Below are 23539 nucleotides of genomic sequence, written 5' to 3'. Positions count from 1 at the left end.
ATTACTACTTTCTAGCTTTTCCTTGAAATCTAAACAATACACACATCATGAGAATTAGAGTGGAAGGCTGTGCTATAATACAAGAAGTTAAAATCAATTGCTGAAAGAAGGATTACCATGACATTTGAAACAGGAATGATCTACAAACTAACGGCGACACAGGAAGTAGGGGGAGACTTTGTTCTGTCTGATGGAGAAGAGATTGTTGTTCTTCCAAAAGAAGAAGTAAAAGGGCACCTTGCTCCCGGGGATGAATTATCCGTGTTTATATATCAGAATAAAAAAGGTGAGATAGTCGCTACAATGGACCTTCCTCATATCACTGCAGAAAACTATGACTGGGCCCAGGTTGTTGACAAGGTAAAAGGGCTTGGGGTCTTTGTAGAAATCGGACTTAAGCAGGATGTGTTAGTTTCAAGCGATTACCTTCCACTGATTGAGAAGGTGTGGCCTGAAAATGGCGATGAACTTTTTGTCACACTGGAAACGGATAAAAAAGGCCGGTTGCTTGCAAGGCCGGCTACTGAAACAGTGGTGGAAGATTCGTTTAAGAAAGCACCTGCTGAATTAAAGGGCTCTGTAATTGACGGGCGGGTGTACCGCTCGACTAAGGTTGGCTCTTTTATCATCACAGAATCCGGCTACCGCGGCTTTATTCATTACATGGAGAGAAAAGTGGAACCCCGCCTCGGCGAATGGGTTGAAGGCAGGATTATTGATGTTAAAGAAGACGGATCATTAAACGTGACGTTACGTCCGGTAAAAGAAACGGTACTTGACGATGACGCAGACGATATCTTCAATTACCTCATTCGTACCGGAGGCGAAATGCCCTTTACAGATAAAAGTGATCCTGATGCAATACGGGAAGAATTTAAAATCAGTAAAGCTGCATTTAAACGCGCACTCGGAAGGCTGATGAAAGAAGGGAAAGTGGTCCAAAAAGAGGGAAGGACGCTTGTATCAAAGGACGAAAACTAAGATAAGGAGCATAGCTCAGGCTGTGCTCTTTTTTGAACGCTGTTTTCGGTAAGGGGCGCAGGTGGCTTACCAGAACCGCCATGAAAAGCGAACGGCGCGTTGGCTTCAACAATACTTTCAGAAAACAAGATAGCAACAATCTATATGAAAACAGCTTTTCCGAATGACCTCTTTTTAAGGTGGTGATTACCCGTGAATGATGATCTGTACTTTTACATACTCCTGTTTATATTCGTTTTAACAGTAACCTACCTGCCCGTGATCGGGTCCTATTTCCGGCTGTTTAATACGCTGATACATGAGAGTCTCGGACATGCCCTCATAGCCCGCCTGACAGGAGGCAGAGTCGTCTCCATTTCTTTATTTCAAAATACCGGTGGGCTCGCGGTTTTTCAGCACCACTGGTTTGGAAGAGTGATTACTGTTTTTTGCGGTTATCCTGTTTCTTCTCTCATGAGTGTCGTAGTTATGTATCTTATTACACAGGGGTACTTTGAGGGGGTTGCTCTGGCTCTGTTCCTGCTGCTTGTTTATGTACTTATCTTCTGGGTAAGAAATCTGGTGGGATGGTTCTGGGTCTTTTCTGTAATAGGCGGTATGGCTGCTTTATACATTTATGCAGAACAGCGTTATTTTGAACTTTTGATTACAGTAATTGGGGTAACGATACTCATACAGGCGTTCGCAAGTTCATGGGGGATCTTCATGTTAAGCGTGTTTAGGAATAGACAGGCAGGAGATGCAATGTTGCTGGCAGAAGCAACAAAAGTTCCCGCTGTCATCTGGGGGACTGTTTTTATGCTTCAGGGAACGTTCTTTTTTATCATCGGTACGATGATTTTCTTTGGTTATGATGTTATAAATCTTATTAGAGAATAATTTAGTGAATGGGATTGCGGATTTTTAAGAATTGGTGGTTAAAAATCATTGTTGTTTTTTATAAGGCTGTTTTCGTAAAGAGTGTTGCTATTGCTGAAAAAGATAATGAAGCTGAAGGGCCTGAGACTCCTGTGGCAGTGGGGACCAGGCAAGACCCCGCAGAGCTTTAAGAAGGCACTGAAAAAGTTTGATCTTTAACTTTTGTAAGTGCCTGCAATGAGCGGAACGGTTGCATGTTTTAAAAAGCCTGTTATGAGTGGGTTTCTCGTAACAGGCGAGCAACCGAATGGAGCCATTGCCACTTAAATAAAAGGCAGTGAAAAAGTTGTTTTTTACTTTTTTAGTGCCTCCTTTTAGCTTGAGGAGGCTTGCCGGCACCGCCACGGAAAGCGAAGGGCACGCAGGCTTCATCCTCATTTTCTGTAAGATGAAGTAAGTCTGATTAGCAACAATTTATCCGAAAACAGCGTTTTATAAAAAAGTTGATTGCAGTGAATGCGCGACACTGCTTGGGGAGCAATGAGCATTTATATTGTATAGAAATCCAAAAGAGGGAGGCTCGTGTGAGGGATTACACCTCATGAGCCTCCCTCTGGAGTTTTTTAGGACGCCTGACCCGTGGGCTCTTGAGGAGCAACTGGAACCGCAGGCTGATTGACTGTAATTTTCCCTTTAATCATGCTCACGATAAAGGAGATCATTAAAACAGAAAGGATGGAATAAAATCCTCTGATCAGTCCTACCGATACAAGACCTGTGAGGATGACCAACGAGTCAAACACAAACAAGCTTTTACCGGGATCAAATCCGAACCTCTTTTGCAAAAAGAGACAGAGAATATTTGCGCCTCCAAGTGAGGACCCGTTTAGAAACAGTACAGCCAGTCCCAAACCGACAATCAGACCGCCCAGAACGGAGCCGGCAAGAGGACTAATCTGAAAGGACGGAAATAGCTGCAGGGCTTCCGTCATCACTGAGAGAGTTGTAACTGAAAAAATAGTAGAAATCGTAAACTTCTTTCCCATTTTCATAAACGACAGAATATAAAAAGGGATATTGATTAATAGAAAAACCAGTCCGAAGGAAGAACTGATTAAGTATGATAAGCTCAGGGCAAGGCCCGCTGTTCCCCCTGTTATAACCTGCGAGTTCTGCAGGATAAGAACACCGAAACTGACAACAGCACAACCGAGGATCATATATAGAATTCTCACTTTTCTCCACTTCCTTCAAGTTTCACATAGATGCTTTGCTCAATTAGACACAAAGTTGATTATAACCTCATTGTGAAAATCGCACAAATACTTACATAACCGCGTTTTAGCTTTACACCAGTAAAGTGAATAAGGGGACAAAGAAAGAGGTCGACTCATAAGGCGGCATACCTTATGAATCGACCTCTGAAGCAAGTAAACTGCTGCCCTCTATAATAAAGGCCCAACAATAGTGGAATTTCTCATGTTGAGCGGGTAGCGGGCGGAGCCATTGCTTTGAGACAGCCCTTTTAAAAAGAGGCTGTGATAAAGATCATGGTTGATTTATTTAAAAAAATAAATACAACGAATGCGCGACACTCCTGTGGGAGCAATGAGGGCTTACATCACGAATGAGCTTCGAATTGCTTTGATGCAGAAATCTGCGAAGCACATAACTGGCAGATGAAGAAGCTGGGGCTTCAAATGCAAGGAAGCGCCCCGCATGGAATGAGGGTAAATCAACACTTGAGTTTAACAGAGCCTAAAAATAAGAATTTTGCTTTACCTTACTTATTACACTGAAGTCGTTGATGACTGACTATTCCCTGCTTTTTTGTTAAAGTACCATTTTAATAAAGGCGGTACAAAGATGATGATTACCAGAAGTCTGGTGAGCTGAAGTGCACTCACGACAGCGGGATCGCCACCTACAATGGAAGCAGTCAGTACCATCTCAATAAGTCCGCCTGGGGCGACACTTAATAATGCAGTTGGCAGATTGAGCGTTGTAAAGAATGAGAGTAACCCCCCCAGTCCAAATGAAACAATAATGAGAAGAACGGCTATTCCGCCGTAAACAAAGCAGTATTTGCCTCCTGCTTTTAAATCCTCAAACGAGATTCGTTTTCCTAATCCTATTCCTACGGCAACCTGGGCAGAGATGAGTAATAGTGGTGGAAGTACAGGTAAGGATACGATAAAAATATTAATCACAGCGGTGAAGAAAAGAGGAATAATCACAATCCCGGCAGGAATAAGGTTCCGCTTCCATATTCCAAAGGCAGCAGGAATGATAAACCACAACGCTGACAACCCCCAGGATTGTACCGGAGCATTGGTTGCACTGACGGGTATCCCTGTACCTGTCTGACCTTGTGAAAAAGCGAAAATAATTACAACAGGAACGATGAACAGCACCGTTAAAAGACGAACGGTCTGAAAGATTATTACAAGGGAAGAGTTTGCTTTTAAGGCTTCACTTGCAATAGCCATCTCTGTTAATCCACCGGGAATAGACCCGAACACACTTGTGATTTCATCAACTTTAATACGTTTTGAAACAAAGATCGCTGCTGCAATGCTGACCATAATAAGTATGACCGTTGCTGCAACATAAGGGAGTATGTAGGGACCAACAGTAATAAAAGTAGCTGCGGTAAAATAAAGACCAAAATAAATGCCGAGGGTTAGAAAACCGGTATTTTTTAAAGGGTCAGGAAAGAGCGCCTTTCGTTTGGTGAAACCCTGCCAAACAAGAACAAAGGTAAGTGCTCCGAGTACCCAGGGAAGGGGGAGGGCGAGAATGGCAAACACAAATCCCCCGGTCACACCGATCATCACTGTTTCCAGAAATCTGAATAAATGAACCGAATTCATTGTATGACTCCAATCTATTTAGAGTTGCGAATTAATAGTATTGTACCATACTCTTTTAGAAGGACTCTTACTATTTTAAAGCGAAGTAGTCAGTGCAGAAAAAAATGGAGGGTTAACGAATGAGTAGTCAGTCTATTCGCACAATGATAAAAGAGATTGCAGAAAATGAAAAAGTCAGGTCGGCATTTGAAGAAATAAAGAAAGAAGCATCCCGTACTCTGGAGGATCAAATTGAAATCACTGAAATTGAAGCACCTACTTTTGAGGAAGAAACACGGGGGAAGGTCTATGCTTTGAGGCTGGAAGAAGCAGGTATCGAGAATATTTCGACCGACAAGCACGGGAATGTTTTCGGAGTAAGAAAAGGGACAGGAAAGGGGCCGAAGATTGTTGTTTGTGCCCACCTCGATACGGTTTTCCCCTCAGGAACTCCTGTAAAAGCAACGTGGAAAGAAGGAAAAATCTACGCTCCGGGTATTGCAGATGATGGCCGGGGACTTGCTGTTGTACTGACTCTGGCGAGAGTAATGAAAAAATATGATCTCAGGACGGTGGGTGATCTTATTATCGGAGCTACCGTAGGTGAAGAAGGTCTGGGTGATTTATATGGTGTGAAAGGTCTTTTTGAGACACGGAATGACATTGATGGCTTCATTTCAATTGAACCGGGATCCCCATCAAGAATTATTTTTTCCGGCACAGGAAGCCGTCGTCATAAAGTAACTTTTACAGGTAAGGGCGGACATAGTTTCGGTGACTTCGGTACACCAAGCGCCATCCACGCTCTTGGAAGGGCAGTCGGAGAAATCGCTGAAATAGCTGTTCCTGAAGAGCCTAAAACGACCTTTAACGTAGGTGCAATTCAGGGAGGGACTACGGTCAATACGATCGCTGAAAAAGCATCAATGGTGATTGACCTCAGATCAACAGATCCGAAAGCCCTGAAATTACTCGAGGACAAGGTGTTGACAATTATAAAAAAAGCTGCTCTGAAAGAAAGACACGAGAGGTCTGGAGGCCCCATGGATGTAGATATTGAGCTTGTGGGCGACAGGCCCGCCGGAACACAGTCTTCAAAAGATCCTATTGTTCAGACTGCTGCTGAAGCAGTCAGGCAGATTGAACTTGATCCATTATTCAGCGGACCCATCAGCACAGACTCGAATGTTCCCATCAGCCTTGGAGTTCCATCTCTTACACTAGGAGGCGGAGGGGCGTTCGGCGGTGCCCATACCCTAAACGAATACTTCGACCCGACTGATGCTTATTTTGGCCCTTGGCAGATTCTTCTGACGGTTCTTGCCCTGGCTGGAATGGAAGATGTGAGTGAGCCGGTGCTGAAGAAATGAAATCTAAGACTGAGGTCTTAAAAATAATGCGGTCTGACTCCCATGTTCTTTTTCCCGGTTCTTTGTAAACTGACCTTAATGATGTGAAGGAGTGATTGCAGAGATGAATGAAGAACGGATTTATGCGGGAACAGTAGATGAAATGAAAGAGGGATCACCAAAAGTGATCAAGGGAGGGAACCATGGAATCGCAGTTATCGCAGACAATGATGCATTTTATGCTGTGGATAACCGCTGTCCCCATTTAGGCTTTCCCCTGCACCTCGGGAGCGTCTGTGACGGACTTTTAACCTGCCACTGGCATCATGCACGCTTTGACATTAAAACGGGCGGCACACTCGATCCGTGGGCTGATGATGTTCCGGCCTATCCAGTTGAAGTAATAGGTAATGAGGTCTGGGTGGTTACTGTTCCGAAAAACAAGCAGACGGTCACATCTCTTAGAAATCGTTTAAGAGAAGGTCTGGAGCAGAATCTGAGCCTCGTTATCGCAAAGGCAGTTGTTGGACTTGTTGAGGCGCGGGAACCGCTGGCTGATATTGCTAAGGTCGGTGTGGAGTTTGGGACCAGGCATCGTTTTAAAGGATGGAGATCCGGCCTCACCATTCTCACAGCGATGACAAATATGCTTCCCTATCTCGATAAAAACGGACAGATACTCGCTTTGTATCAGGGGCTTGCCCATGTAGCAAGGGAGAGTGCCGGTATGGGTACCCGTTTTTTAACAGGACCACTGCCGGTGGGAGGGGACGAAGATATCCCTTCATTACAAACGCTTTCCAATTGGTACCGCCACAGTATCGAAGTCAGGGATGTGCAGGGGGCGGAGCGTGTACTCCTTACTGCGATTGAGTCAGGTGCTTCGAATGAAGAGCTGTCTGACATGATGCTTCGTTCCGTAACCGATCATTATTACATGAATACCGGGCACACACTTGATTTTCACAACAAGGCGTTTGAAATACTGGGCAGAATTGGAAGCAATAACCGGGATTTCGTACTCACATCCCTTTTGCCCGAGCTTTCTGATGCCTCAAGAAGTGAAGAGCAAAACAGCTGGCAGACGCCGGTACAGCTCGTTACCCCTCTTGAAGCGGTTTTTGAGGAAGTGATGAATACGGCCTTCGGTGAGGATGAAATAAAAACTGACAGAATGCAGCTCGTTGAGTTAATACTGGATGATCAGCCACTGGAGACGATCCGCGCCCTTTTTGACGAACTGAAAAGTGGAACCTCTCCTGTAAAGCTGGGCCAGCTGGTTTCTGCAGCGGCCGCTGAACGGTTGGCCCGTTTTCACGTGCAAAATGAATTCAGGGACTGGATCACCGTTCTCCATACATTCACTCATGCCCATGCAGTCCATGAGAGCCTGAAGCGCTCAGTGACGCCGGAACTTACAAGAGCAATCTTTCACACAGCCATGAGTATTTACTTAGACCGGTTTCTTAACACACCGTCTGCGAGACGGCCGGAGCGGACCCGGGGCGACAACAACACCCCTCCTGAGACTGATGAGTTTTTGACACTCTTGGATAAACAGCAGCAAACAGACCAGGCAGCGAAATGGGCTGCTGATTACTTAAACAGGGGTGGAAAGAAAAAAGCTCTTTTTAACGCACTGGGGCATGGGGTTTTAAGAGAAGACGCCGAGTTTCATACATTTCAGGTATTTGAAGCAGCTATCACTGAACATGAGAGTTGGGAGAATGATGAAAGTGACTTTGCAGAATGGGCAAAAGACACAATGGTCTTTGCTGCAGTCAGATATATTGCAGCTCATGCACCGACAAGCAGGGAAATCTCCCATACTGCAAAAATAGCTGTACGCCTTTCTAGGGGCGAAAAATTGTTTGAGGAATAACCGACCTAAACCTGTAAGAAATAATAAGCCCTCCCGCCCGGAACGCTTTCGAACCGGACGGGAGGGCTTTCATATTTATTTAACGTTTCCTTATTGGGCTGTATAGCCGCCATCCATGATGACCGGCTGTCCTGTAATTCCTTTTGCACTGTCGCTTGCAAGGAAGATGGCAAGGTCAGCAATTTCCTCTACCTGGAGTAACCGGTTCTGTGGTACAAGAGGGTAAATAACCTCTTCGAGTACTTTTTCGAGATCAATGCCCCGGCTTTTTGCCAGGTCTTCAAGCTGGTTGCGGACAAGGGGGGTATCAACGTAGCCCGGGCAAATAGCATTAACTGTAATTCCATGTTCAGCCCCTTCAAGGGCAGCGACTTTCGTCAGGCCGATAACACCATGCTTTGCACTGTTGTAACCGGCTTTACCAGCAAATCCGATGACGCCGTTAATGGAGGCCATATTTAAAATTCGTCCGAAATTCTGTTTTTTCATATACGGGAAAGCGATTTTTGTAGCAATAAACGGACCGACGAGCATGATCTTTAAAAGGAGTTCGTATTTTTCTGTAGGAAAGTCTTCAAGGTTCGCTACATGCTGTATACCGGCATTGTTAATCAATACATCTACCCGCCCGTATTTATCAATAAGCTCATCCATTGCACGCTGAATGTCTTCCTCATCAGTTACATCACACTTAATCCCGTCTACACTGTACCCTTTTTCTTTAAGGTTATTGACAGCTTCCTGTAACGGTTCTTCCTTAATATCTGAAAGTATGACTTTTGCCTTCTGCTCTGCAAATCGGATACCAATTTCCAGACCTATTCCACCTGCAGAACCTGTAATAAAAACGACCTTATCTTCAACCATGTTAAAAGCCTCCCTTTGTTTTTTACTTCACTGTATTGTTGCTATTCTCACTTCCGTCAGTGCACAAAAACAGCAGATGAAGCCAGGGTGTTCTTCACTTTCAGTGGCGGTGCCGGCTACTACATTACTTTTTACAGGAATCTTGAAAAACAGTCTTTACCTTTTTTGCAGATTTCAATTACACAATTCCTAATGTAGCCATAACGATAATAACAGCTACTGCAATGGTCGGGATAATTAACCCGACTGCTGCAATGTCCCCGTAGGAGTCTTTATGTCCGAGCCCTGTTACAGCATAAAGGGTAAGTAAAGCCCCGTTGTGAGGAAGAATACTTGCTCCAGAAGCAACCGAAGCTACCCTGTGGAATGCTTCAGGGCTGATTCCCTGCTGTTGGGCGATCTGGTTGTATTGTTCCCCGAGAGCTTCAAGACCAATCCCCATACCACCACTTGCAGATCCGGTAATAGCAGCAAGAATCTGGATCGCTACGCCCTGGGAGATAAGAGGATGGCCTGGAATATTAAGAAGCATCGCACTCAAATCTTCAAATCCCGGTGATGCCGTAACAACCGAACCAAATCCGACTGCCGCGCTTGTATTGATCACAGCCATTACTGACCCTGCAGCCCCGTCATTAATAGAAGAGCTGAATTCTTTATAACGTTTAATGTTAAACGCCATAAGAAGCAGGCTTCCGGCAATTAAAGCAGGAATAATAGGCCAGTCAAAAACATTCAAAGTTACAACCACCAATCCCAATGGCAGAATTGACAGCCATACGTTCGGCAGTTCATCCTCGTCCACACCTTCCACAGCGTGTTCTTCATCGGGTTCTGTAAACCTTTCATCTTTCTTTGTTAATCTGTTTTCACGCCACTTCAAATAAAAATAGCCTCCTACAGCCATGATTAAAGCTGCAGCAATACCCATAAAAGGGGCAGCCATTGGTGTTGTGCCGTAATACACCATAGGGATCAGGTTCTGGATCTGCGGTGTTCCTGGAATGGCAGTCATTGTAAAAGTGAAAGCTCCAAGGGCGAAGGTGCCGGGCAGAAGTTTTCTGGAGATGTCCGCTTCTTTGAACAAGGCGACTGCAAGAGGGTAAATGGCAAAAACGACGACGAACAGGCTGACACCTCCGTATGTGAGGACGGCTGCTGCAATTAAAACGCCGAGAATGGCTCTCGTTTTTCCAATAACACGGGTGATGGAAAAAGCAACAGACTGAGCCGCTCCGGTGTCTTCCATCAATTTACCGAAAATGGCACCGAGGAGAAAGACTGGAAACCACTCCTGGGCAAAGTCGACAAACCCGGTCATATAGGTGTCTCGATATGTAGGTAATACTTCCATTCCACTTAAGAGAGCGACTAAACCACTTATTAACGGAGCAATCCAGATAATGGACCAGCCCAGATAAGCGAGAGTAATCAGAAGCAGTAATCCGATAATAATACTCGTCATAAGCCATCACCTTTTACACTGTTTGCAGATAGTGTGGGCAGAGACGAGGAGGATATACGAAATTGTTAAAGTACGGTTAAATTAATCAAATAAAGTTGACCGAAAAGGCCTAATTATCCTTTTGGATCAGCCCAGAGCACTGAGTGGAGCCGTTGCACTTCTTCAAAGAGCCTGGCAGGAGTGGTTTTTTTCCTGCCGGGCGGGGAGCATGCGGAGCCATTGCGATTTTGCTTTATTTTTTTGAGACACCTTTAAACTTCCATTACTTTTTCCGCATTTTCTCCATCTCTTCACTTACAACAAAAGCCAGGTCGTCATTTCCAAACAGGGAAAGTACACCTAACAGGGTCTGGTCAGCTATTTCTTCAGACTCTTCCTTTGGCACCGTAAGCTCGGTACCTTGCATCAGGGCCGTGTTTTTACTCTGTTTTGGATAGGCTTTTTTATACAATTCTACAGGATCCAAATCATTGTTTACACACCATTGGGCAAACACTAAAATCATCATATTCTCATCTTTTTGATAGTTTTGGATGATTTGTTCTTCTACTTCTTTTTTATTCATTTCCAAGCTCCTTTTTAATGAGGCTGTTTCATATTATACCGGACAAGATGACGCTCTTCCATGATATAATATACCGGTGGAAAAAGGATGACGGGGGATTAAAGATATGGATTTTACGATTGATTTTGCCTCATTTTATGTAGTCCAGGTCAGTGGATCTGGAGAGCAGGCGGAAAAAACATACAAGCACTTTCAAACGTTAAACAGCGAACAGTATTTTACCAGTCCGCTGAAAGAGTTTCTTGATGGGGAACTGATGAAGATTGCGAAACGCAAAGTGGAAAGAAACCCTAAGAATGATCAGGTTCCGACGAAGATCGGCCAGTTCGTTACTGAGCCGGGTCATGAGCTGGACTCCAACCCCAACTACAACTTATTTAACCGGATAAGAACGGCTGGTTCTTCAGAAGAGTTTAAAACGAACAGTGAGCAACTGGTCAGGGCTTACACAAACACAAGTGCTGTCAGGGGCGGGGCACTGCTTGTAATCCGGGCGAAACTGACCAAATATATGGATGACAAATTTGTGTTTGTTCTCAAGTGTGACTTTGAACCGAAAGTGGCCACAATTACAGATGAACAAACGCTGATCCGACATGTGGAAATGGCGATAACGACAAAAAACATGAAATCCATTCAGTATCCGTATATGCCCGAAGAGGGAATGACAGAAGAGTGGGAGTTAAAGATTCATCAGTCCTCCCACGCCAGATATTTCGAAGACTTCCTTAAATACGTAGAATACAGCCAGTCTATGCCTGAGATTGTAAAAGGGCAGATGATTGAAACTGCACACCAGCACCTGGCAGAAACGTATGAACCTGAGAGCGAGGAATGGCTGGAAGAAGAACAAAACCTCGAAGCCTGGGCAAATACAGAAAACCGTCAGCTCCAGGAAAAGTGGACAGAAGATCAGGTTATTGAAGCTTCTGCCCCGATTATTGACCGGCAGCCTGAAATCGAAATGAAGCTCAAGCTCGACCACATCGATGTGAAAGGACTGCTTTCTGATTTCGGTGACTCTATTCACATTGCTAAGGTCAATGGAAAATATGTCATATTAATTGAAGGGGAATCCTTTTCATTTGAAAAAGGCGCATCCCCGGTAGAGTTTCTGCAGCCGGACACACTGGATAACGTTTTAAAGCGGGTTGGAAGAGGATAGTGTTTTTGAGCGTCAAAGCCTCTAAAATAGCGCTTTTGACGCTCTTCCTTTTTTAAAAAACAGGGAAATAAACCTATAAATAAAAGGGAAAGGAATCATTTTTAGATGATGTAAGGAGTGTGACACCGCGGAAATTTCATTTAGTGAATCGAAATATTTATTTTTGACTATTAAATATCGGTTTAATGGTCGGATCGTTATCTGTTCGACAGTATTTTGAAGTATAAATGGTTAATGAGACTCAGGGGATATCGAATGTCGTCGAATTCTGCGGATTTTCCGTCCTGTACTACCCTTGTCATGTAGTTATACTTGAAATTGTAAAAACTTTCAGAATTTATGCAGGGGGAATGCAGAATGAATAAGAAGAATCAGGTTATAGTAAAATCTATTGTCGCTGGAGCCTTGGTATTTACCATTTTAACTCCGACTGGATTTGCACACGATGCATTTGAAGGGGGACAAAAAGGAGAAGGAATTGTATTTGACCATGACGCTATTGAGCAATTGGCTTCCCCGGTTGAGGAAGGCGGAAAGAACGTTAAGCATCTTCACGAGGCAGCTGCCGTACAGCTGGCTGAAAAAGACGGGGTTCAAAACAATACAGCAGATGTTTATGCTCATAAAGGGTTTGCTTACGTCGGTACCCACACAGCCAACGGAGCCAATGGGGGAGTCAGGGTATTTGATCTGAAAGACCCGTCCAACCCTGAAGAAGTTGCCGTCTTTGCAGATGAAATTCCATATACATGGCAGGAAAAAGTCATCGTTAAAACAGTAAATACGAAAGAATTTAAGGGAGACTTAGCAATCGTGAGCTTACAGCAAACCTCACGTAATAATGCAAACCGCCCGGACAGCAGAGGGGGCATGCTGCTTTATGACGTAAGTGATCCATACAATCCGGAACAGCTCGGTTTTTATGAACTGGACCGTACAATTACAGGAACCCATGAACTTTATTTAACCACACAGGGAAACCGTGCTATTGCCTTATTGTCTAACCCGTATGCCGATTATTACACTGGCGGCGAAGAGAGAGATTTCCAGATTATTGATGTAAGTGATCCGGCTAACCCTGAAAAGATCTGGGAATTTGACCCGAGAGAATTGGAAGAAGTCGCTGAAGATTTTAATGGTTATCATTGGGATGCTGATGATGGTCACACCCGTCCGGTATTTAACCACAGTGTGATTACAGATAACAACGGCCATTACGCTTACGTTTCCATGTGGGATCTTGGTACTGTAATTTTTGATATCCGAGATCCTGAAAATGCACAGTATCTCGGACGTACAGAGTACCGTGATGACCAGAAAGGTGCTGCCCACTCCGCTGCCCTTGCCCGTGGAGGCACTATTCTTATTGAAACAAGGGAAGTTGCCAATCCTCATGGCGAAGGCTACGAAAGTGCTTACGGTTACACAAGGATCTTTGATATTAAAGATAAATCGAACCCGGTACTTCTAAGCGAATTTACAACCGAGCTTACGTTTGATTTCTCAGCTCCGGTCAACACTTTTGCCAAAACCGTTCACGATCCGAAAGTCCATGGAAACACCCTTTACCTTTCTTATTATTCCGGAGGGGTGTTGGCAGTAGATATTACAGATCCAAGCAATCCGGAAGAAATTGGACGCTACACACCGGACCAGGGAAATGTATGGGGAGTCTTCGTTGACAGAAATTATGTCCTTGCGTCTGATATGGGACAAGGTCTGAAAGTCCTTCAGCGAAATAACGGAAACAACAATAACAACAATAATGGAAGCCGTCCTTTAAATCATTAAGAATCGAACAAATTCTCATCACTTTAAAGCAGTCCCAAAAGATTAAAACCTTTTGGGACTGCTTTATTATTTGCTGAAACACGCTGATGGTTCAATATTGTCATAAGTCAAACGCCCTTACGGCCCGGGCTGCGTACCCGCAGAAAGAATTTGTATGACATCCATTCACCTCCTTTCCGTCAAGAATTTACCACCTATTTTTTTCACAGTGAAAATAAAGAATAAGTGTGTTGATTGATGAAACGAAGGAGGAAATATAAAGTGAATAAAAAACTGATTTTAACACTTATTGCCGGTTTGCTTATGATGGTCTTTACTGCCTGTGGGGGCGGCGGGGACATGGGAGAGGATACGGAGGAAGGTGCACGTGGCTACGAGGATGGAAGGATTACCGGTTACTACAATGACCTTTACCAGCCAAATCCTGACCAGACGTTTGAAATATCCAGTGACAAGACAAATGTGGACAGTCAGAATTTTCCCCACACAAAAGCGATTCAGATCCAGGATGCAAAATTTTTAACAGACGTTGACCCGGATCAGCTCCATCCTGACGATCTTTATAACATCGTAAGAGATGAACTGAATATTCAGCTTCCTGAAGCAGGAACACCACCTGTACAGCAGCCTGAAACAGACGGACCTCAAGAACCTGCTAACCCACCTGTTTCTGACCCTCAGGAAGAACAGGCACAGCAGCCTGGCCCAGGCCAGGAACAGCCTCAGGAAGAAGCAGGGCAGGAGGAGCCACAGCCCGATACAGGTGGTGAGCTTAAAGAATTTGAAAGACAAGTGATTGAACTGACAAATGCCGAACGACGTAACAATGGCCTTTCTGAATTGGATACGAATATTGATTTATGTATGGTCGCACGTGAAAAGTCCCGTGACATGCAGCAGAATAATTACTTTTCCCATACAAGCCCGACATATGGATCACCTTTTGACATGATGCGTGACTTCGGTATTCAGTATAATGCAGCCGGTGAAAACATTGCACAAGGTCAGCCGACTCCTGAGCAGGTCGTTCAGCAGTGGATGGCTAGTGCCGGTCACCGTGAAAACATTCTAAGCAACAGCTACAATCAGATTGGTGTTGGGTATGAGTCTCAGGGGAACCACTGGACCCAGATGTTTATCAATAATTAAGTCGCTTCTTAAAGCCCGTTATTTTATAGCTGGTATTCAATGGAGATGAAATCAACATCAATATTTTACAGCCCCAATTAAATAAAAATTCCAACAAAAGCATGTGCACTTACAAGCGCACATGTTTTTGTTATAGTAATGAAGGTAGCTTTATTAAAAATTCGGGTAATGTATTTATACTGAACTGATTTTAGTTAAGGAGGTCGCTTATTTATGGCAGATCAGGGAGCAAACAAAGAAAGCAGTGAAAACAAAGGCAACAAGGAAAAAGAAAGTCTGATTAAGGTTGAAGCTGGAGAAAATGTAGAGGTTATTAAAGGCGAATTTAAAGGCAGCAAAGCAGAAGTTATCGCTGTTTACACAAACTCCATCGCTGTTGAACTGGACAAAAAACTTTCAGACGGCAGCAAAGCCAGAACAGTTCTGCACCATACAGAATTTAAGTAATCTAAATGAAGCAGCACGCTTATTAATGAAGACAAAATGATAAAAACCGGAACGGCCTTGTACAGGCTGTTCCGGTTTTTTTGATTTTCGGTAACATACGACAGGAATAACGTACATAAATTGGTAGTGGTAAAGCCATTATCCTTCTATTATCAGCGATAAGTTGTTTTCACAGCCTAAGAAAAAGGAGGGGAGACTGGTGATACCATCCATTATTATTACAATTGCGTGGGTAGTTGTTGGGTTCTGGAGTTTATTAAAGCTTGTTAACTTATTCAACGGCGGCACAAAAAACTGGCTTGATATCCTGTTACACCTGGCGGTTATCTTAATTGCTCTTTCGTTTATCCTGTAGCTCTCCGGATCAGATTTTTATTTTGGATTAATCTTGTCTCATATGAATTAGAGAAGCCGCTTCCACATATGGAAACGGCTTTTTCTAATTGAGACCATAATCACATTTATACGGCTTCACTTTCTGGGACATTCTGGTTCCGCAACTCGTCATAAAATGCTGCAATTGTTGCATAAATGTAGGGGATTAGCCAGATAAAGCCGATTCCAAGTGTGAATACTGCCACAAAAAACCATCCGATAAAGCTGAGAAGTGTCACGAAATACTTCCACTTGTATCCCTTCATGAGCCGGCGGCTTTCTGTAATGGCCTGATTCGGGCTTAAATCCGGACGGTCTTTTAGGATGTAGTAGGTCTGAGAATAGGAGAAGGCTTTGATAATTCCCGGAATGATGAGTAGTAAAGCCCAAAGAAAAACGTAAATACTCATTAAAACTCCAGTCAGAAGTGTTTTAAGATAATATTGCTTGGTAAGACCCTTAAATGCCAGATCAAATGTTGCGTCATTCTGTCTGACGAGAGTCAAGAAAAAGACGTAGGCTCCGAAGTAAAGAGGAATCAGTGCAACTTGCACTGCAAGAACAACAGCATCCACCCATAATGGTGTGGTCCCCTGTTCCAGCCATTGGGTAACATCACCTGTTAATGCAATCTCAACAAAAGTCGGAACAAATGCGCTGATCAGAAAAAGAACAATAATAACGCCAATTGATTTTCCCCAGTTTCCTGATAAAGAGGATAAAGCTGTTTTTTTCAATGCTTTGATTCTCAACGTATACAACATCCTTTCAATAGTAACTGTCTATTATGTCCTCATGTTACAATATAATTATAAATTTGGAAATATTTTTTATTTAAAAGCATTGTCACTTCTACTCATTTCAAGTAGGAAGACTTTCCTTTCCACATGTTGCATTGATGATTAATGTTGTTGAAACTTACCGTACTTTTATCCGTAAATGAAGGAAGAAATGTATTTCACTGGAGGAATGTGTATGAAACGATTGCGAAACTGGATTTGCACTATTTTGCTCGGATCCGCTTTATTTGCCGTCCCTTCTAATACTTTTGCTGATGTGACAATTGAAGATACCGGTCAGTTTTTCACAGATTCAGAGACAACGAGTCTGGAGGAGGAGCACAGTGATGCTGCTTTTAATTATTACATATATACAGTTCCTTCTTTGGAGGGAGAATCCATCGAAGACTTGAGCTATGAAGTTGAAAATCAGGCTTCACCGGGATATGATGCCATCCTTGTACTCGCAATGGATGAAAGTGAAGTTTATATTAATCCTGTATCTGCAGGTTTTGAAGAAGCGGTTTTGTCATTATTCAGCAGCTATGAGGGGCTGCTTGATGAAACGTTTATGCCTTCAGCTGTTGACGGCGATGTAGCAGGAGGAATAGATGAGCTTATCCGGTATACAGAAGCGAGCCGGAGTGAGCCGGCTGAAGCCGAAAGCAGTGGAGCTGCAACGTTTTTCTTTATCGTCCTGACCGGTGCTGCTGGGGCAGGAGGATTCTTCTTGTTATTCAGGCATCGGAAAGCAAAACGGCGAAAGTCAGAGGTACTCAAGAAGCAAAAGCAGGTCATCAGTGGGGCCTATCCCGTTTTAAACAAAGCGGATGACAAGAGAGAATTGACACGGGGAAAAACAAAAGAGGTATTTGATCATCTGTTCGTTCAGGTTCAGACTTTTATCTCGGAGAATGAAAAAAGGGAAAAGGAAATAGTAAAAATTAAACCTCCTTTCTTCAACCAGTTGTCTTTTCACAGTAATATGACAGCGTTAGATAGGGATGCAGCCGGGGAAGATGAAAGGTTAGCCAAACTGAAGGAGGAAATCGAGAGGCTCATTGAGAAGGAACTCCGCGTAGGGACGGAATTTAACGAGCTTTATGGACGTTTCGAGGCATCTGAAAAAAGACTTGGTGAACTGAAAGAACAAAGTGAATTCCCAATGGCCAGCCTGGACGCAGATAAGTACCAGGTGAAAGAATTACTCATTGAATTAAAAGCTTCTGATTACAGCTTTGATTATTTGAATACCAAAGATGCCCTATCTTCTATTAAGCCTGAGGTTGAAAGCTTCACGGATAAAGTTATCGTTCAGGAAAAACTACTCAACGAGATTTCTCATCTTGAGGAAGCTATTAATGCAGCAAAAGCAGATGTGAAAATGGTCATTGATCGAGAAAGGCTAAAAATTGTTGAATTTAACCCACTTGGACTTCTTCAAGAAGCTGAGAAAACGAATAGCGAGCTCAGAGAGCACATTGCGGATGGGGGCGTAGCTGCAGCTGTAAGAGCGAATGACCGAATAAAACTGCTGATAAAAGAAGCTAAGGAAGGAATACAAAACAGAATAAGGATCAGAGAAAGAATTGTTAAACAGCTGCCGGTTTTTGAAAATACAATGCAATCCTACCGTGCTCAGGAGTCAAATTTTTCCGCAGAAATAGAGAAGCTCCGTTCATCTTTTGCTGAACAGCACTGGATAGAATTGCACAGTACATTTACCGACCTTTCAGCCCGGGCAGGACAGGGGCTTCAAACTGTTGAAAAGATTAATAAATTGATGGCCAATGATGTGCAGCGGTACAAAGAAGCGGATGTAATGACAGAGAGTCTGAAAAAAGAAATGGACTTTATGGAGAAACTTTATAACGAATGTTTCTTCACCTTTGACAGGCTTATGGAAGAAAAGGGGGAAGCAGAGCAGACAATCGAAGACATGAAATCCCAGGTTGACAGCCTCTTTTCCATTATCGAAGATGAAAGGCTGCCAGATGACACGTCAGAGCTTTCGGTTATTAAAGACCATTTAGAGACTTTGTCAAAAGAAATCAATACGCTGCCTCTTGATCTTACTGCGATGCAGGAGGAGATTCGCAGTCAGCGTAAAGGGTTACGGAAGGTCTCGGGGGCAGTGGATAAACGTGTAGAAGAAAAGCGAAGAGCTGAACGTGAGTGGCGGGAAGTAGAAGGGTCATTTATCACAGCTGATAAGAGGTACGGCTTCTCCATGTTTTCAAATCCCTACAGAAAACGATTTAAAGCATGCGAGGATAACGTCAATGAAGCCATGGGAAAAGGGAGATATGAAGACGTTGTTGCTGAGGCGAGAGTTGTTCGTCAAATCGTGAGAGAGCTGACGAGCGAACTTAACCGAAGAGACAGAGAACGAAATGCAAGACGGAGAGCAACGACTGTGAGAAGAACAGGTGGATTTCCTACAGGCGGAGGCAGGAGTGGAAACTCTCCCTTTGGAGGATCCGGTCCCTTTGGCGGTGGAGGTTCTAATCGTGGCGGAGGCGGTTCTTTCGGAGGCGGCAGCCGTCGCGGTGGAGGGGGCTCCTTTGGAGGAGGAGGATCCCGCCGCGGTGGTGGAAGGAAATTTTAAAACTGAAAAAAGGCTGTCAGCCAGGGAATACCCTGACCGAACAGCCTTTTTTACTTACGCATTTTTCTTTTGCATCTTTTCTTTCAGAGCTGCTAATTCACGATCAACAGAGCTTGACGTTTCAAGGCCTGCCAGTTCATCGTCGAGAGACTTATTTAAGCTTCTCAGTTCCTCTGAAGATTCTGCTTCTGCTTCATTCTGAAGAACTTTTTCTTCCATCCGCTCAAATCCGCTCTTTGCACTGTCTCCTATGCCGGACATAGCACGGTTTACTTTAGCACGGGCTTTTGCACTTTCCGACCGGGCTTTGAGTGAATCTTTTTTCATCTTCATCTCATCATGCTCAGCTTTCATTTCTCTCATTTTATCTTTTAGTTCAGCTGAGAGCTTTTGCGCTTCTTCATAGGACTGCTTCAGTGCGTCTGCGTTAGCCTGCTGCTTATTTTTATCTTCAAGTACACGGCGTGCAAGGGCTTCATCACCAGATTCCAGTGCAGCAAGAGCCTGTTCCTCCCGCTTGGCTGTGTAAGAGACGGCTTCTTCAAATTTCCTATGAAGCAATTTTTCATTTGCGATTTGTTTAGCAACAGCACTTTCTACATCAGCAATATCCTTTTCCATATCAACGATGAACTGGTCGAGCATCTTCGATGGATCTTCTGCTTTGTTTAAAAGGGCATTTAATTCAGATGAAACAATCGTACGAACCCGGTTAAAAAAACGAAACATTGTCATCCCTCCGTATTAACGTTTTCTAAAATGATCATAGCATAATTTTGCCAGTAATAATGAATTTACGTTTCATTTTATCAAAAGGTTTCATCTACAAAACGCCCAGGAAGATATGACTACAGACACCCAGGTTTTAAACTCTCCAAAAGGAACATGTACCTGTTTATGGAAAATAAAGAGGATACGCGTTCTCCCGGCAAAAAGTATATACATAGCAGAGTTCACTCTGTGATACTAAGGGGGAGGAAATGGAATGAAAAAGAAAATACTTTTGATATTGGTGGTGACGCTTCTTATGTCCACTCACGTTGCAGGGGCATCAGGTTTTCATGAAACCATCGGGACACCGGGGGAGCCCGGAACGGTTATGATTGGGGAAATGCCGGATAACCCGGATCCTGATAAGCCCGTCTTGTTATTCGTTCAGGGGCTGACAAATAATTCAGGGGCATGGTATGAGGGAAATGCCATGTACAGTACAGCAAGGGATGCGGGATATGAAACAGCCTTTGTGGAGCTTTATGACTCTGGAGGTGAGCCGAGAAGTTACTGGAATAACGGAGCCATGCTTGCCAATCAGATCGAACAGATTTCTCATTATTTTAATGGAAAAGATATTGTTGTCTTGGGATACAGTAAAGGTGGAGTGGATGCCCAGGCTGCTTTGATTCATTACGGAAAACATCACCTTGTCCGTGATGTCATCACGATTGGTTCTCCCCATTACGGCAGTGAACTCGCAGACCTTGCCCATAGTACATGGGCAGGCTGGCTGGCAGCTCTAATCGGTGCAAGAAGTGAAGGGACGGAAAGCTTACAGACAGGAAATATGAGTTATTTCAGATCCATCACAGATAACAGGTGGGAGGCACTTGAAAATACGTACTTTACGATTGCCGGGGACAGAGCAGGACCGTTATTCAGTTCATACTTTACAGGGGGATTGTTTATCCCCGGTCCAAGTGACGGTGTTGTATCTGTCGAAAGTGCCCACCTGCCATATGGCAACATGCTGGCTATCGGTAACTGGAATCACGGTGAGGTCCACCTGGGGCAATATGCGTTTCCCGTTTTCAGTCCGGTCCTGACTGCTCCGCAACCTGTTCAGCAAAACGGATATGAAGAAAAAACAGTAGAAAGTGACTTTGATATCCTTGTACGGGGTGGTGAAAAGCATGGTGAAATGGAGGAAACGTTCCCGGTTGAAGAAGGGGTAAATAAAATTACTGCAGATTGGATAAGTTCTGAAGAATTAACGGAAATTGAAGTGACAGACCCAGACGGAAACACTGATAAAATTCAAGTTACAGCGAAAGAAGGAGAAGTGTATTTTGATGGTGCCTGGCACCATACTTTGGAGATCAATAAGCCTGAGCCTGGAGAGTGGACCGTCAAGACAGCAGGCGGAAACAGTGCTTATCTGCTTGTGGCAGCATTTGATTCCCCTCTAAACAGTAAGGTAGAGGTCACTATGCCTGCTGGAAAAAAGGGATGGAAAGTAGCACCTGCTTCTACTGGTATTTCGCCACAAGCAGGACAGGCAGTGTCAGTTCACGCCTCTACAGAATTTATGCCCGGGCTGCGGGGACAGTCCCCTCAATCGGTTCCTCGCTCTAAAACGATAAAGCAGCGGGGGCAAAAGGGAGTAATAAACCTGCCTTTCAAGGGCGAAGGCTCCTATAATACTACCTTGGATATTAAAGGTACGACTCCGTCAGGTCACTCTTTTGAAAGGACAGTTATACGCTCCGTGTTTGTAGATGACCTGGGAATTGTCCATGATTAAAGCAGATGCCGGCTCATAAGGTACAACCTTAGGAGCCGGTTTCTTTTCGTTTGCATGTCCTGTTAAAAATAAAGGCTGTAACAAGCCCTGTAAGCCCGCTGTATAATAGGATTAAAGCAAACACAGAATAGCCGATACTCTCCATTCCCCCAGTGGATGGGGGAATGGAGAGAGTGGTAAAAACAGCAAAAAAGATAAAGCAGATTGTACATGGGGAGTAAATTACCATTTTCCGGTTACTCCATTTAGATAAAAAATAAGTAAGTGTAATGATCAGGATGGTTATCAGTACGAAAATGCCAACAGCTGCTTCCATTGTTCACATTCAACACCTTAAAGAGAGATCGTTTCTCCATAATCCATAGCTATAAAACTGTTATCTTTTTTTCAGCTTCTGCCATTATTTTATCACAAATCACCTGCTGGTCCGGTAATAACTCTTTTTAATTCCTGCCTGTAAAGAAACAGGTAATTCGACTGGTTTATCCTCCTATCCTCTAGTAAACTGTTTGGTGGGTCACATATATTAAGAGGAAGAGGGATGAAGATGGGCAGTTATTTACCAATTATCTTATTCGCAGCGCTTATTTGTGTCGTTGCCTTGATCAGCACGATTATTATCGGCATTAATCCTGCGGACAGGAACTATACAAACAAAAAATCTATGAAAAAACGTCTTGTATTATTATCAGTGCTGTATATCATTGCTTTTGTTCCGGCACTCATATGGACAGTCGTTTACTATTATTTTCTCCGGTAAAGAAGGACAGACGGACTAATTGGCCAAATTTACCTTGGAAACAGGATTTCAGGCTTGCTTTATAGAATGCAGATAAAAGACAGCATCGTCCATTTACCCGCTTTAATACATTGAAAGAGGGGATCAGCAATGCCGCATTTATCCAAACAGGAAGTTGACAGAGTCCGGAAAGTTAAAAGTAAACAAAATGAAGATACGATTCTCCGTAAGGAAAATGTTGTAGGGCTTGGTATCGGAATAAAAATGAAAAATGGAAAGCCAACTGATATACCGGCACTTATCACCTATGTAACAAAAAAGGAACCACTGAAAAACCTTAAGGACGAAGATGTGGTCCCGGAGGTTATTGAAGGTGTAGATACTGACGTGATCGAAATCGGCATACCGACCATCGAGAATGGCGGTAAGGCAGATACAATGAGAACACTGCCTTCAAATGAGCTTTCATCCAGAGTCCGCCCTGTTAAAGGCGGATGGAGTGTCGGTCACCCTGATATTACAGCAGGCACTGCAGGCGCTATTGTTTTTAACAGGGACGAGTCTTCACAGGTGAAGTATTATATTTTATCAAATAATCATGTGCTGGCTAACAGCAATAGAGCTAGTATTGGTGATCCGATTATTCAACCAGGGTCGGTAGATGGAGGGAAAGGACCTGAAGACCAGGTTGCCACTCTGAGCCGCTTCATTCCCATAGACCTTACTCCGGATGTCCGTCTTGAGGATCATGACAACGTAGTTGACGCCGCCATTGCTGAAGGATCGATTCAAGAGCTTGACCGGGAAGTCTACTGGAGTGGATATGTGAAAGGGTGGATCCCTAAAGAGAGCGTTGAAGTTGGAACAAGAATTAAGAAAACAGGCCGGACAACGGGTTATACAACAGGTGAAATTCTTGCAGTAGATGCGACACTCGACATCAACTTTGGAAACAACCAGGTCGCACGTTTCCACGATCAGATCCTCACTTCAAATATATCCGAAGGGGGAGACAGTGGTTCCCTCGTTACAGACAGTGAAAACAGGGCAGTTGGATTATTATTTGCTGGAAGCCCGCAAGTGACCATTTTAAACCATATTGAAAATGTTAAAAACCTCCTTAATATCGATTTTATGTAAAAACAGGGC

At 43.8% G+C, this 23539-nt stretch carries 21 protein-coding genes; 13 read left to right on the top strand and 8 right to left on the bottom strand.

Features of this window, described 5'->3' with window-relative positions:
- Positions 1-117 precede the first annotated feature (117 nt).
- On the top strand, positions 118-981 hold the full coding sequence (locus tag JSY36_RS01675; RefSeq protein ID WP_205164984.1) for a CvfB family protein: 864 nt from the start codon (positions 118-120) through the stop codon (positions 979-981).
- A 192-nt stretch (positions 982-1173) separates the two neighbouring features.
- A complete protein-coding gene (locus JSY36_RS01670; RefSeq protein ID WP_205164983.1) occupies positions 1174-1860 on the top strand; it encodes a M50 family metallopeptidase in 687 nt (228 codons plus the stop codon).
- Between the two features lie 602 nt (positions 1861-2462).
- Here JSY36_RS01670 and JSY36_RS01665 read toward each other — a convergent pair.
- Both JSY36_RS01665 and JSY36_RS01660 read right to left on the bottom strand, forming a co-directional pair.
- Positions 2463-3074: a YitT family protein gene (locus JSY36_RS01665; RefSeq protein ID WP_336511421.1), complete on the bottom strand. Its 612-nt coding sequence runs from the start codon at positions 3072-3074 to the stop codon at positions 2463-2465.
- A 555-nt stretch (positions 3075-3629) separates the two neighbouring features.
- Positions 3630-4712 (bottom strand): AbrB family transcriptional regulator, encoded by a 1083-nt coding sequence (locus tag JSY36_RS01660; protein WP_205164982.1) that lies wholly within the window; start codon positions 4710-4712, stop codon positions 3630-3632.
- Positions 4713-4831: 119 nt separating this feature from the next.
- On the opposite strand from JSY36_RS01660, the gene JSY36_RS01655 reads away from it, so the two are divergent.
- Both JSY36_RS01655 and JSY36_RS01650 read left to right on the top strand, forming a co-directional pair.
- On the top strand, positions 4832-6061 hold the full coding sequence (locus JSY36_RS01655; protein ID WP_205164981.1) for a M20/M25/M40 family metallo-hydrolase: 1230 nt from the start codon (positions 4832-4834) through the stop codon (positions 6059-6061).
- Between the two features lie 103 nt (positions 6062-6164).
- Positions 6165-7922, top strand: coding sequence for a Rieske (2Fe-2S) protein (locus JSY36_RS01650; RefSeq protein ID WP_205164980.1), 1758 nt, complete (start codon positions 6165-6167; stop codon positions 7920-7922).
- A gap of 90 nt (positions 7923-8012) precedes the next feature.
- Here the strand turns inward: JSY36_RS01650 and JSY36_RS01645 are convergent, their stop codons facing one another.
- The 3 genes from JSY36_RS01645 to JSY36_RS01635 all read right to left on the bottom strand — a co-directional run bounded on the left by JSY36_RS01645 (position 8013) and on the right by JSY36_RS01635 (position 10819).
- Positions 8013-8789, bottom strand: coding sequence for a 3-hydroxybutyrate dehydrogenase (locus JSY36_RS01645; protein WP_122896855.1), 777 nt, complete (start codon positions 8787-8789; stop codon positions 8013-8015).
- 178 nt (positions 8790-8967) lie between these two features.
- Complete coding sequence (locus JSY36_RS01640; RefSeq protein WP_122896856.1) at positions 8968-10254, bottom strand: GntP family permease; 1287 nt, start codon at positions 10252-10254, stop codon at positions 8968-8970.
- A gap of 262 nt (positions 10255-10516) precedes the next feature.
- On the bottom strand, positions 10517-10819 hold the full coding sequence (locus tag JSY36_RS01635) for a hypothetical protein (RefSeq protein WP_205164979.1): 303 nt from the start codon (positions 10817-10819) through the stop codon (positions 10517-10519).
- Between the two features lie 106 nt (positions 10820-10925).
- Here JSY36_RS01635 and JSY36_RS01630 point away from each other — a divergent pair, with 106 nt between their 5' ends.
- The 5 genes from JSY36_RS01630 to JSY36_RS01610 all read left to right on the top strand — a co-directional run bounded on the left by JSY36_RS01630 (position 10926) and on the right by JSY36_RS01610 (position 15726).
- Positions 10926-11984 carry a DUF3900 domain-containing protein gene (locus tag JSY36_RS01630; protein WP_122896858.1) on the top strand — a complete coding sequence of 353 codons (1059 nt, stop codon included), beginning with the start codon at positions 10926-10928 and terminating at the stop codon, positions 11982-11984.
- A 357-nt stretch (positions 11985-12341) separates the two neighbouring features.
- Entirely contained in the window at positions 12342-13775 is a 1434-nt protein-coding gene (locus JSY36_RS01625) for an LVIVD repeat-containing protein (RefSeq protein WP_205164978.1), read from the top strand.
- Between the two features lie 261 nt (positions 13776-14036).
- Positions 14037-14924, top strand: coding sequence for a CAP domain-containing protein (locus JSY36_RS20775; RefSeq protein WP_336511420.1), 888 nt, complete (start codon positions 14037-14039; stop codon positions 14922-14924).
- Positions 14925-15137: 213 nt separating this feature from the next.
- Positions 15138-15371: a DUF2187 domain-containing protein gene (locus JSY36_RS01615; protein WP_236784375.1), complete on the top strand. Its 234-nt coding sequence runs from the start codon at positions 15138-15140 to the stop codon at positions 15369-15371.
- Positions 15372-15570: 199 nt separating this feature from the next.
- Positions 15571-15726, top strand: coding sequence for a hypothetical protein (locus JSY36_RS01610; RefSeq protein ID WP_183163720.1), 156 nt, complete (start codon positions 15571-15573; stop codon positions 15724-15726).
- A gap of 106 nt (positions 15727-15832) precedes the next feature.
- On the opposite strand, the gene JSY36_RS01605 is transcribed toward JSY36_RS01610, so the two are convergent.
- Positions 15833-16498, bottom strand: a complete 666-nt coding sequence (locus JSY36_RS01605; protein WP_205164977.1) for a DUF975 family protein — start codon at positions 16496-16498, stop codon at positions 15833-15835.
- A gap of 223 nt (positions 16499-16721) precedes the next feature.
- Here JSY36_RS01605 and JSY36_RS01600 point away from each other — a divergent pair, with 223 nt between their 5' ends.
- The gene (locus JSY36_RS01600) at positions 16722-19133 is read left to right on the top strand and encodes a septation ring formation regulator EzrA (protein WP_205164976.1); all 2412 of its coding nucleotides are present in this window, start codon (positions 16722-16724) and stop codon (positions 19131-19133) included.
- A gap of 54 nt (positions 19134-19187) precedes the next feature.
- Here JSY36_RS01600 and JSY36_RS01595 read toward each other — a convergent pair whose 3' ends face one another.
- On the bottom strand, positions 19188-19862 hold the full coding sequence (locus tag JSY36_RS01595) for a PspA/IM30 family protein (protein WP_205164975.1): 675 nt from the start codon (positions 19860-19862) through the stop codon (positions 19188-19190).
- A 256-nt stretch (positions 19863-20118) separates the two neighbouring features.
- On the opposite strand from JSY36_RS01595, the gene JSY36_RS01590 reads away from it, so the two are divergent.
- Complete coding sequence (locus JSY36_RS01590) at positions 20119-21651, top strand: esterase/lipase family protein (protein WP_205164974.1); 1533 nt, start codon at positions 20119-20121, stop codon at positions 21649-21651.
- A gap of 28 nt (positions 21652-21679) precedes the next feature.
- Here JSY36_RS01590 and JSY36_RS01585 read toward each other — a convergent pair whose 3' ends face one another.
- Entirely contained in the window at positions 21680-21967 is a 288-nt protein-coding gene (locus JSY36_RS01585; RefSeq protein ID WP_205164973.1) for a hypothetical protein, read from the bottom strand.
- Positions 21968-22198: 231 nt separating this feature from the next.
- On the opposite strand from JSY36_RS01585, the gene JSY36_RS01580 reads away from it, so the two are divergent.
- Positions 22199-22411 (top strand): hypothetical protein, encoded by a 213-nt coding sequence (locus JSY36_RS01580; RefSeq protein ID WP_205164972.1) that lies wholly within the window; start codon positions 22199-22201, stop codon positions 22409-22411.
- 129 nt (positions 22412-22540) lie between these two features.
- The gene (locus JSY36_RS01575; RefSeq protein WP_205164971.1) at positions 22541-23530 is read left to right on the top strand and encodes a hypothetical protein; all 990 of its coding nucleotides are present in this window, start codon (positions 22541-22543) and stop codon (positions 23528-23530) included.
- The last annotated feature ends 9 nt before the right edge of the window (positions 23531-23539 follow it).

Origin of the sequence: Alteribacter salitolerans (assembly GCF_016901055.1) — a bacterium.
GTDB lineage: Bacteria > Bacillota > Bacilli > Bacillales > Salisediminibacteriaceae > Alteribacter > Alteribacter keqinensis.
This window is presented reverse-complemented; position numbering and strand designations above follow the sequence as displayed.

What these genes read in the sequence shown, in the direction of transcription:
- JSY36_RS01675 (WP_205164984.1), top strand. Translation starts at nt 118, where the DNA reads ATGACATTTGAAACAGGAATGATCTACAAACTAACGGCGACACAGGAA.
- JSY36_RS01650 (WP_205164980.1), top strand. Translation starts at nt 6,165, where the DNA reads ATGAATGAAGAACGGATTTATGCGGGAACAGTAGATGAAATGAAAGAG.
- JSY36_RS01580 (WP_205164972.1), top strand. Translation starts at nt 22,199, where the DNA reads ATGGGCAGTTATTTACCAATTATCTTATTCGCAGCGCTTATTTGTGTC.
- JSY36_RS01590 (WP_205164974.1), top strand. Translation starts at nt 20,119, where the DNA reads ATGAAAAAGAAAATACTTTTGATATTGGTGGTGACGCTTCTTATGTCC.
- JSY36_RS01640 (WP_122896856.1), bottom strand. Translation starts at nt 10,254, where the DNA reads ATGACGAGTATTATTATCGGATTACTGCTTCTGATTACTCTCGCTTAT.
- JSY36_RS01655 (WP_205164981.1), top strand. Translation starts at nt 4,832, where the DNA reads ATGAGTAGTCAGTCTATTCGCACAATGATAAAAGAGATTGCAGAAAAT.
- JSY36_RS01585 (WP_205164973.1), bottom strand. Translation starts at nt 21,967, where the DNA reads ATGGAAGCAGCTGTTGGCATTTTCGTACTGATAACCATCCTGATCATT.
- JSY36_RS01645 (WP_122896855.1), bottom strand. Translation starts at nt 8,789, where the DNA reads ATGGTTGAAGATAAGGTCGTTTTTATTACAGGTTCTGCAGGTGGAATA.
- JSY36_RS01600 (WP_205164976.1), top strand. Translation starts at nt 16,722, where the DNA reads ATGAAACGATTGCGAAACTGGATTTGCACTATTTTGCTCGGATCCGCT.
- JSY36_RS01575 (WP_205164971.1), top strand. Translation starts at nt 22,541, where the DNA reads ATGCCGCATTTATCCAAACAGGAAGTTGACAGAGTCCGGAAAGTTAAA.
- JSY36_RS01595 (WP_205164975.1), bottom strand. Translation starts at nt 19,862, where the DNA reads ATGTTTCGTTTTTTTAACCGGGTTCGTACGATTGTTTCATCTGAATTA.
- JSY36_RS01625 (WP_205164978.1), top strand. Translation starts at nt 12,342, where the DNA reads ATGAATAAGAAGAATCAGGTTATAGTAAAATCTATTGTCGCTGGAGCC.
- JSY36_RS01615 (WP_236784375.1), top strand. Translation starts at nt 15,138, where the DNA reads ATGGCAGATCAGGGAGCAAACAAAGAAAGCAGTGAAAACAAAGGCAAC.
- JSY36_RS01630 (WP_122896858.1), top strand. Translation starts at nt 10,926, where the DNA reads ATGGATTTTACGATTGATTTTGCCTCATTTTATGTAGTCCAGGTCAGT.
- JSY36_RS01635 (WP_205164979.1), bottom strand. Translation starts at nt 10,819, where the DNA reads ATGAATAAAAAAGAAGTAGAAGAACAAATCATCCAAAACTATCAAAAA.
- JSY36_RS01660 (WP_205164982.1), bottom strand. Translation starts at nt 4,712, where the DNA reads ATGAATTCGGTTCATTTATTCAGATTTCTGGAAACAGTGATGATCGGT.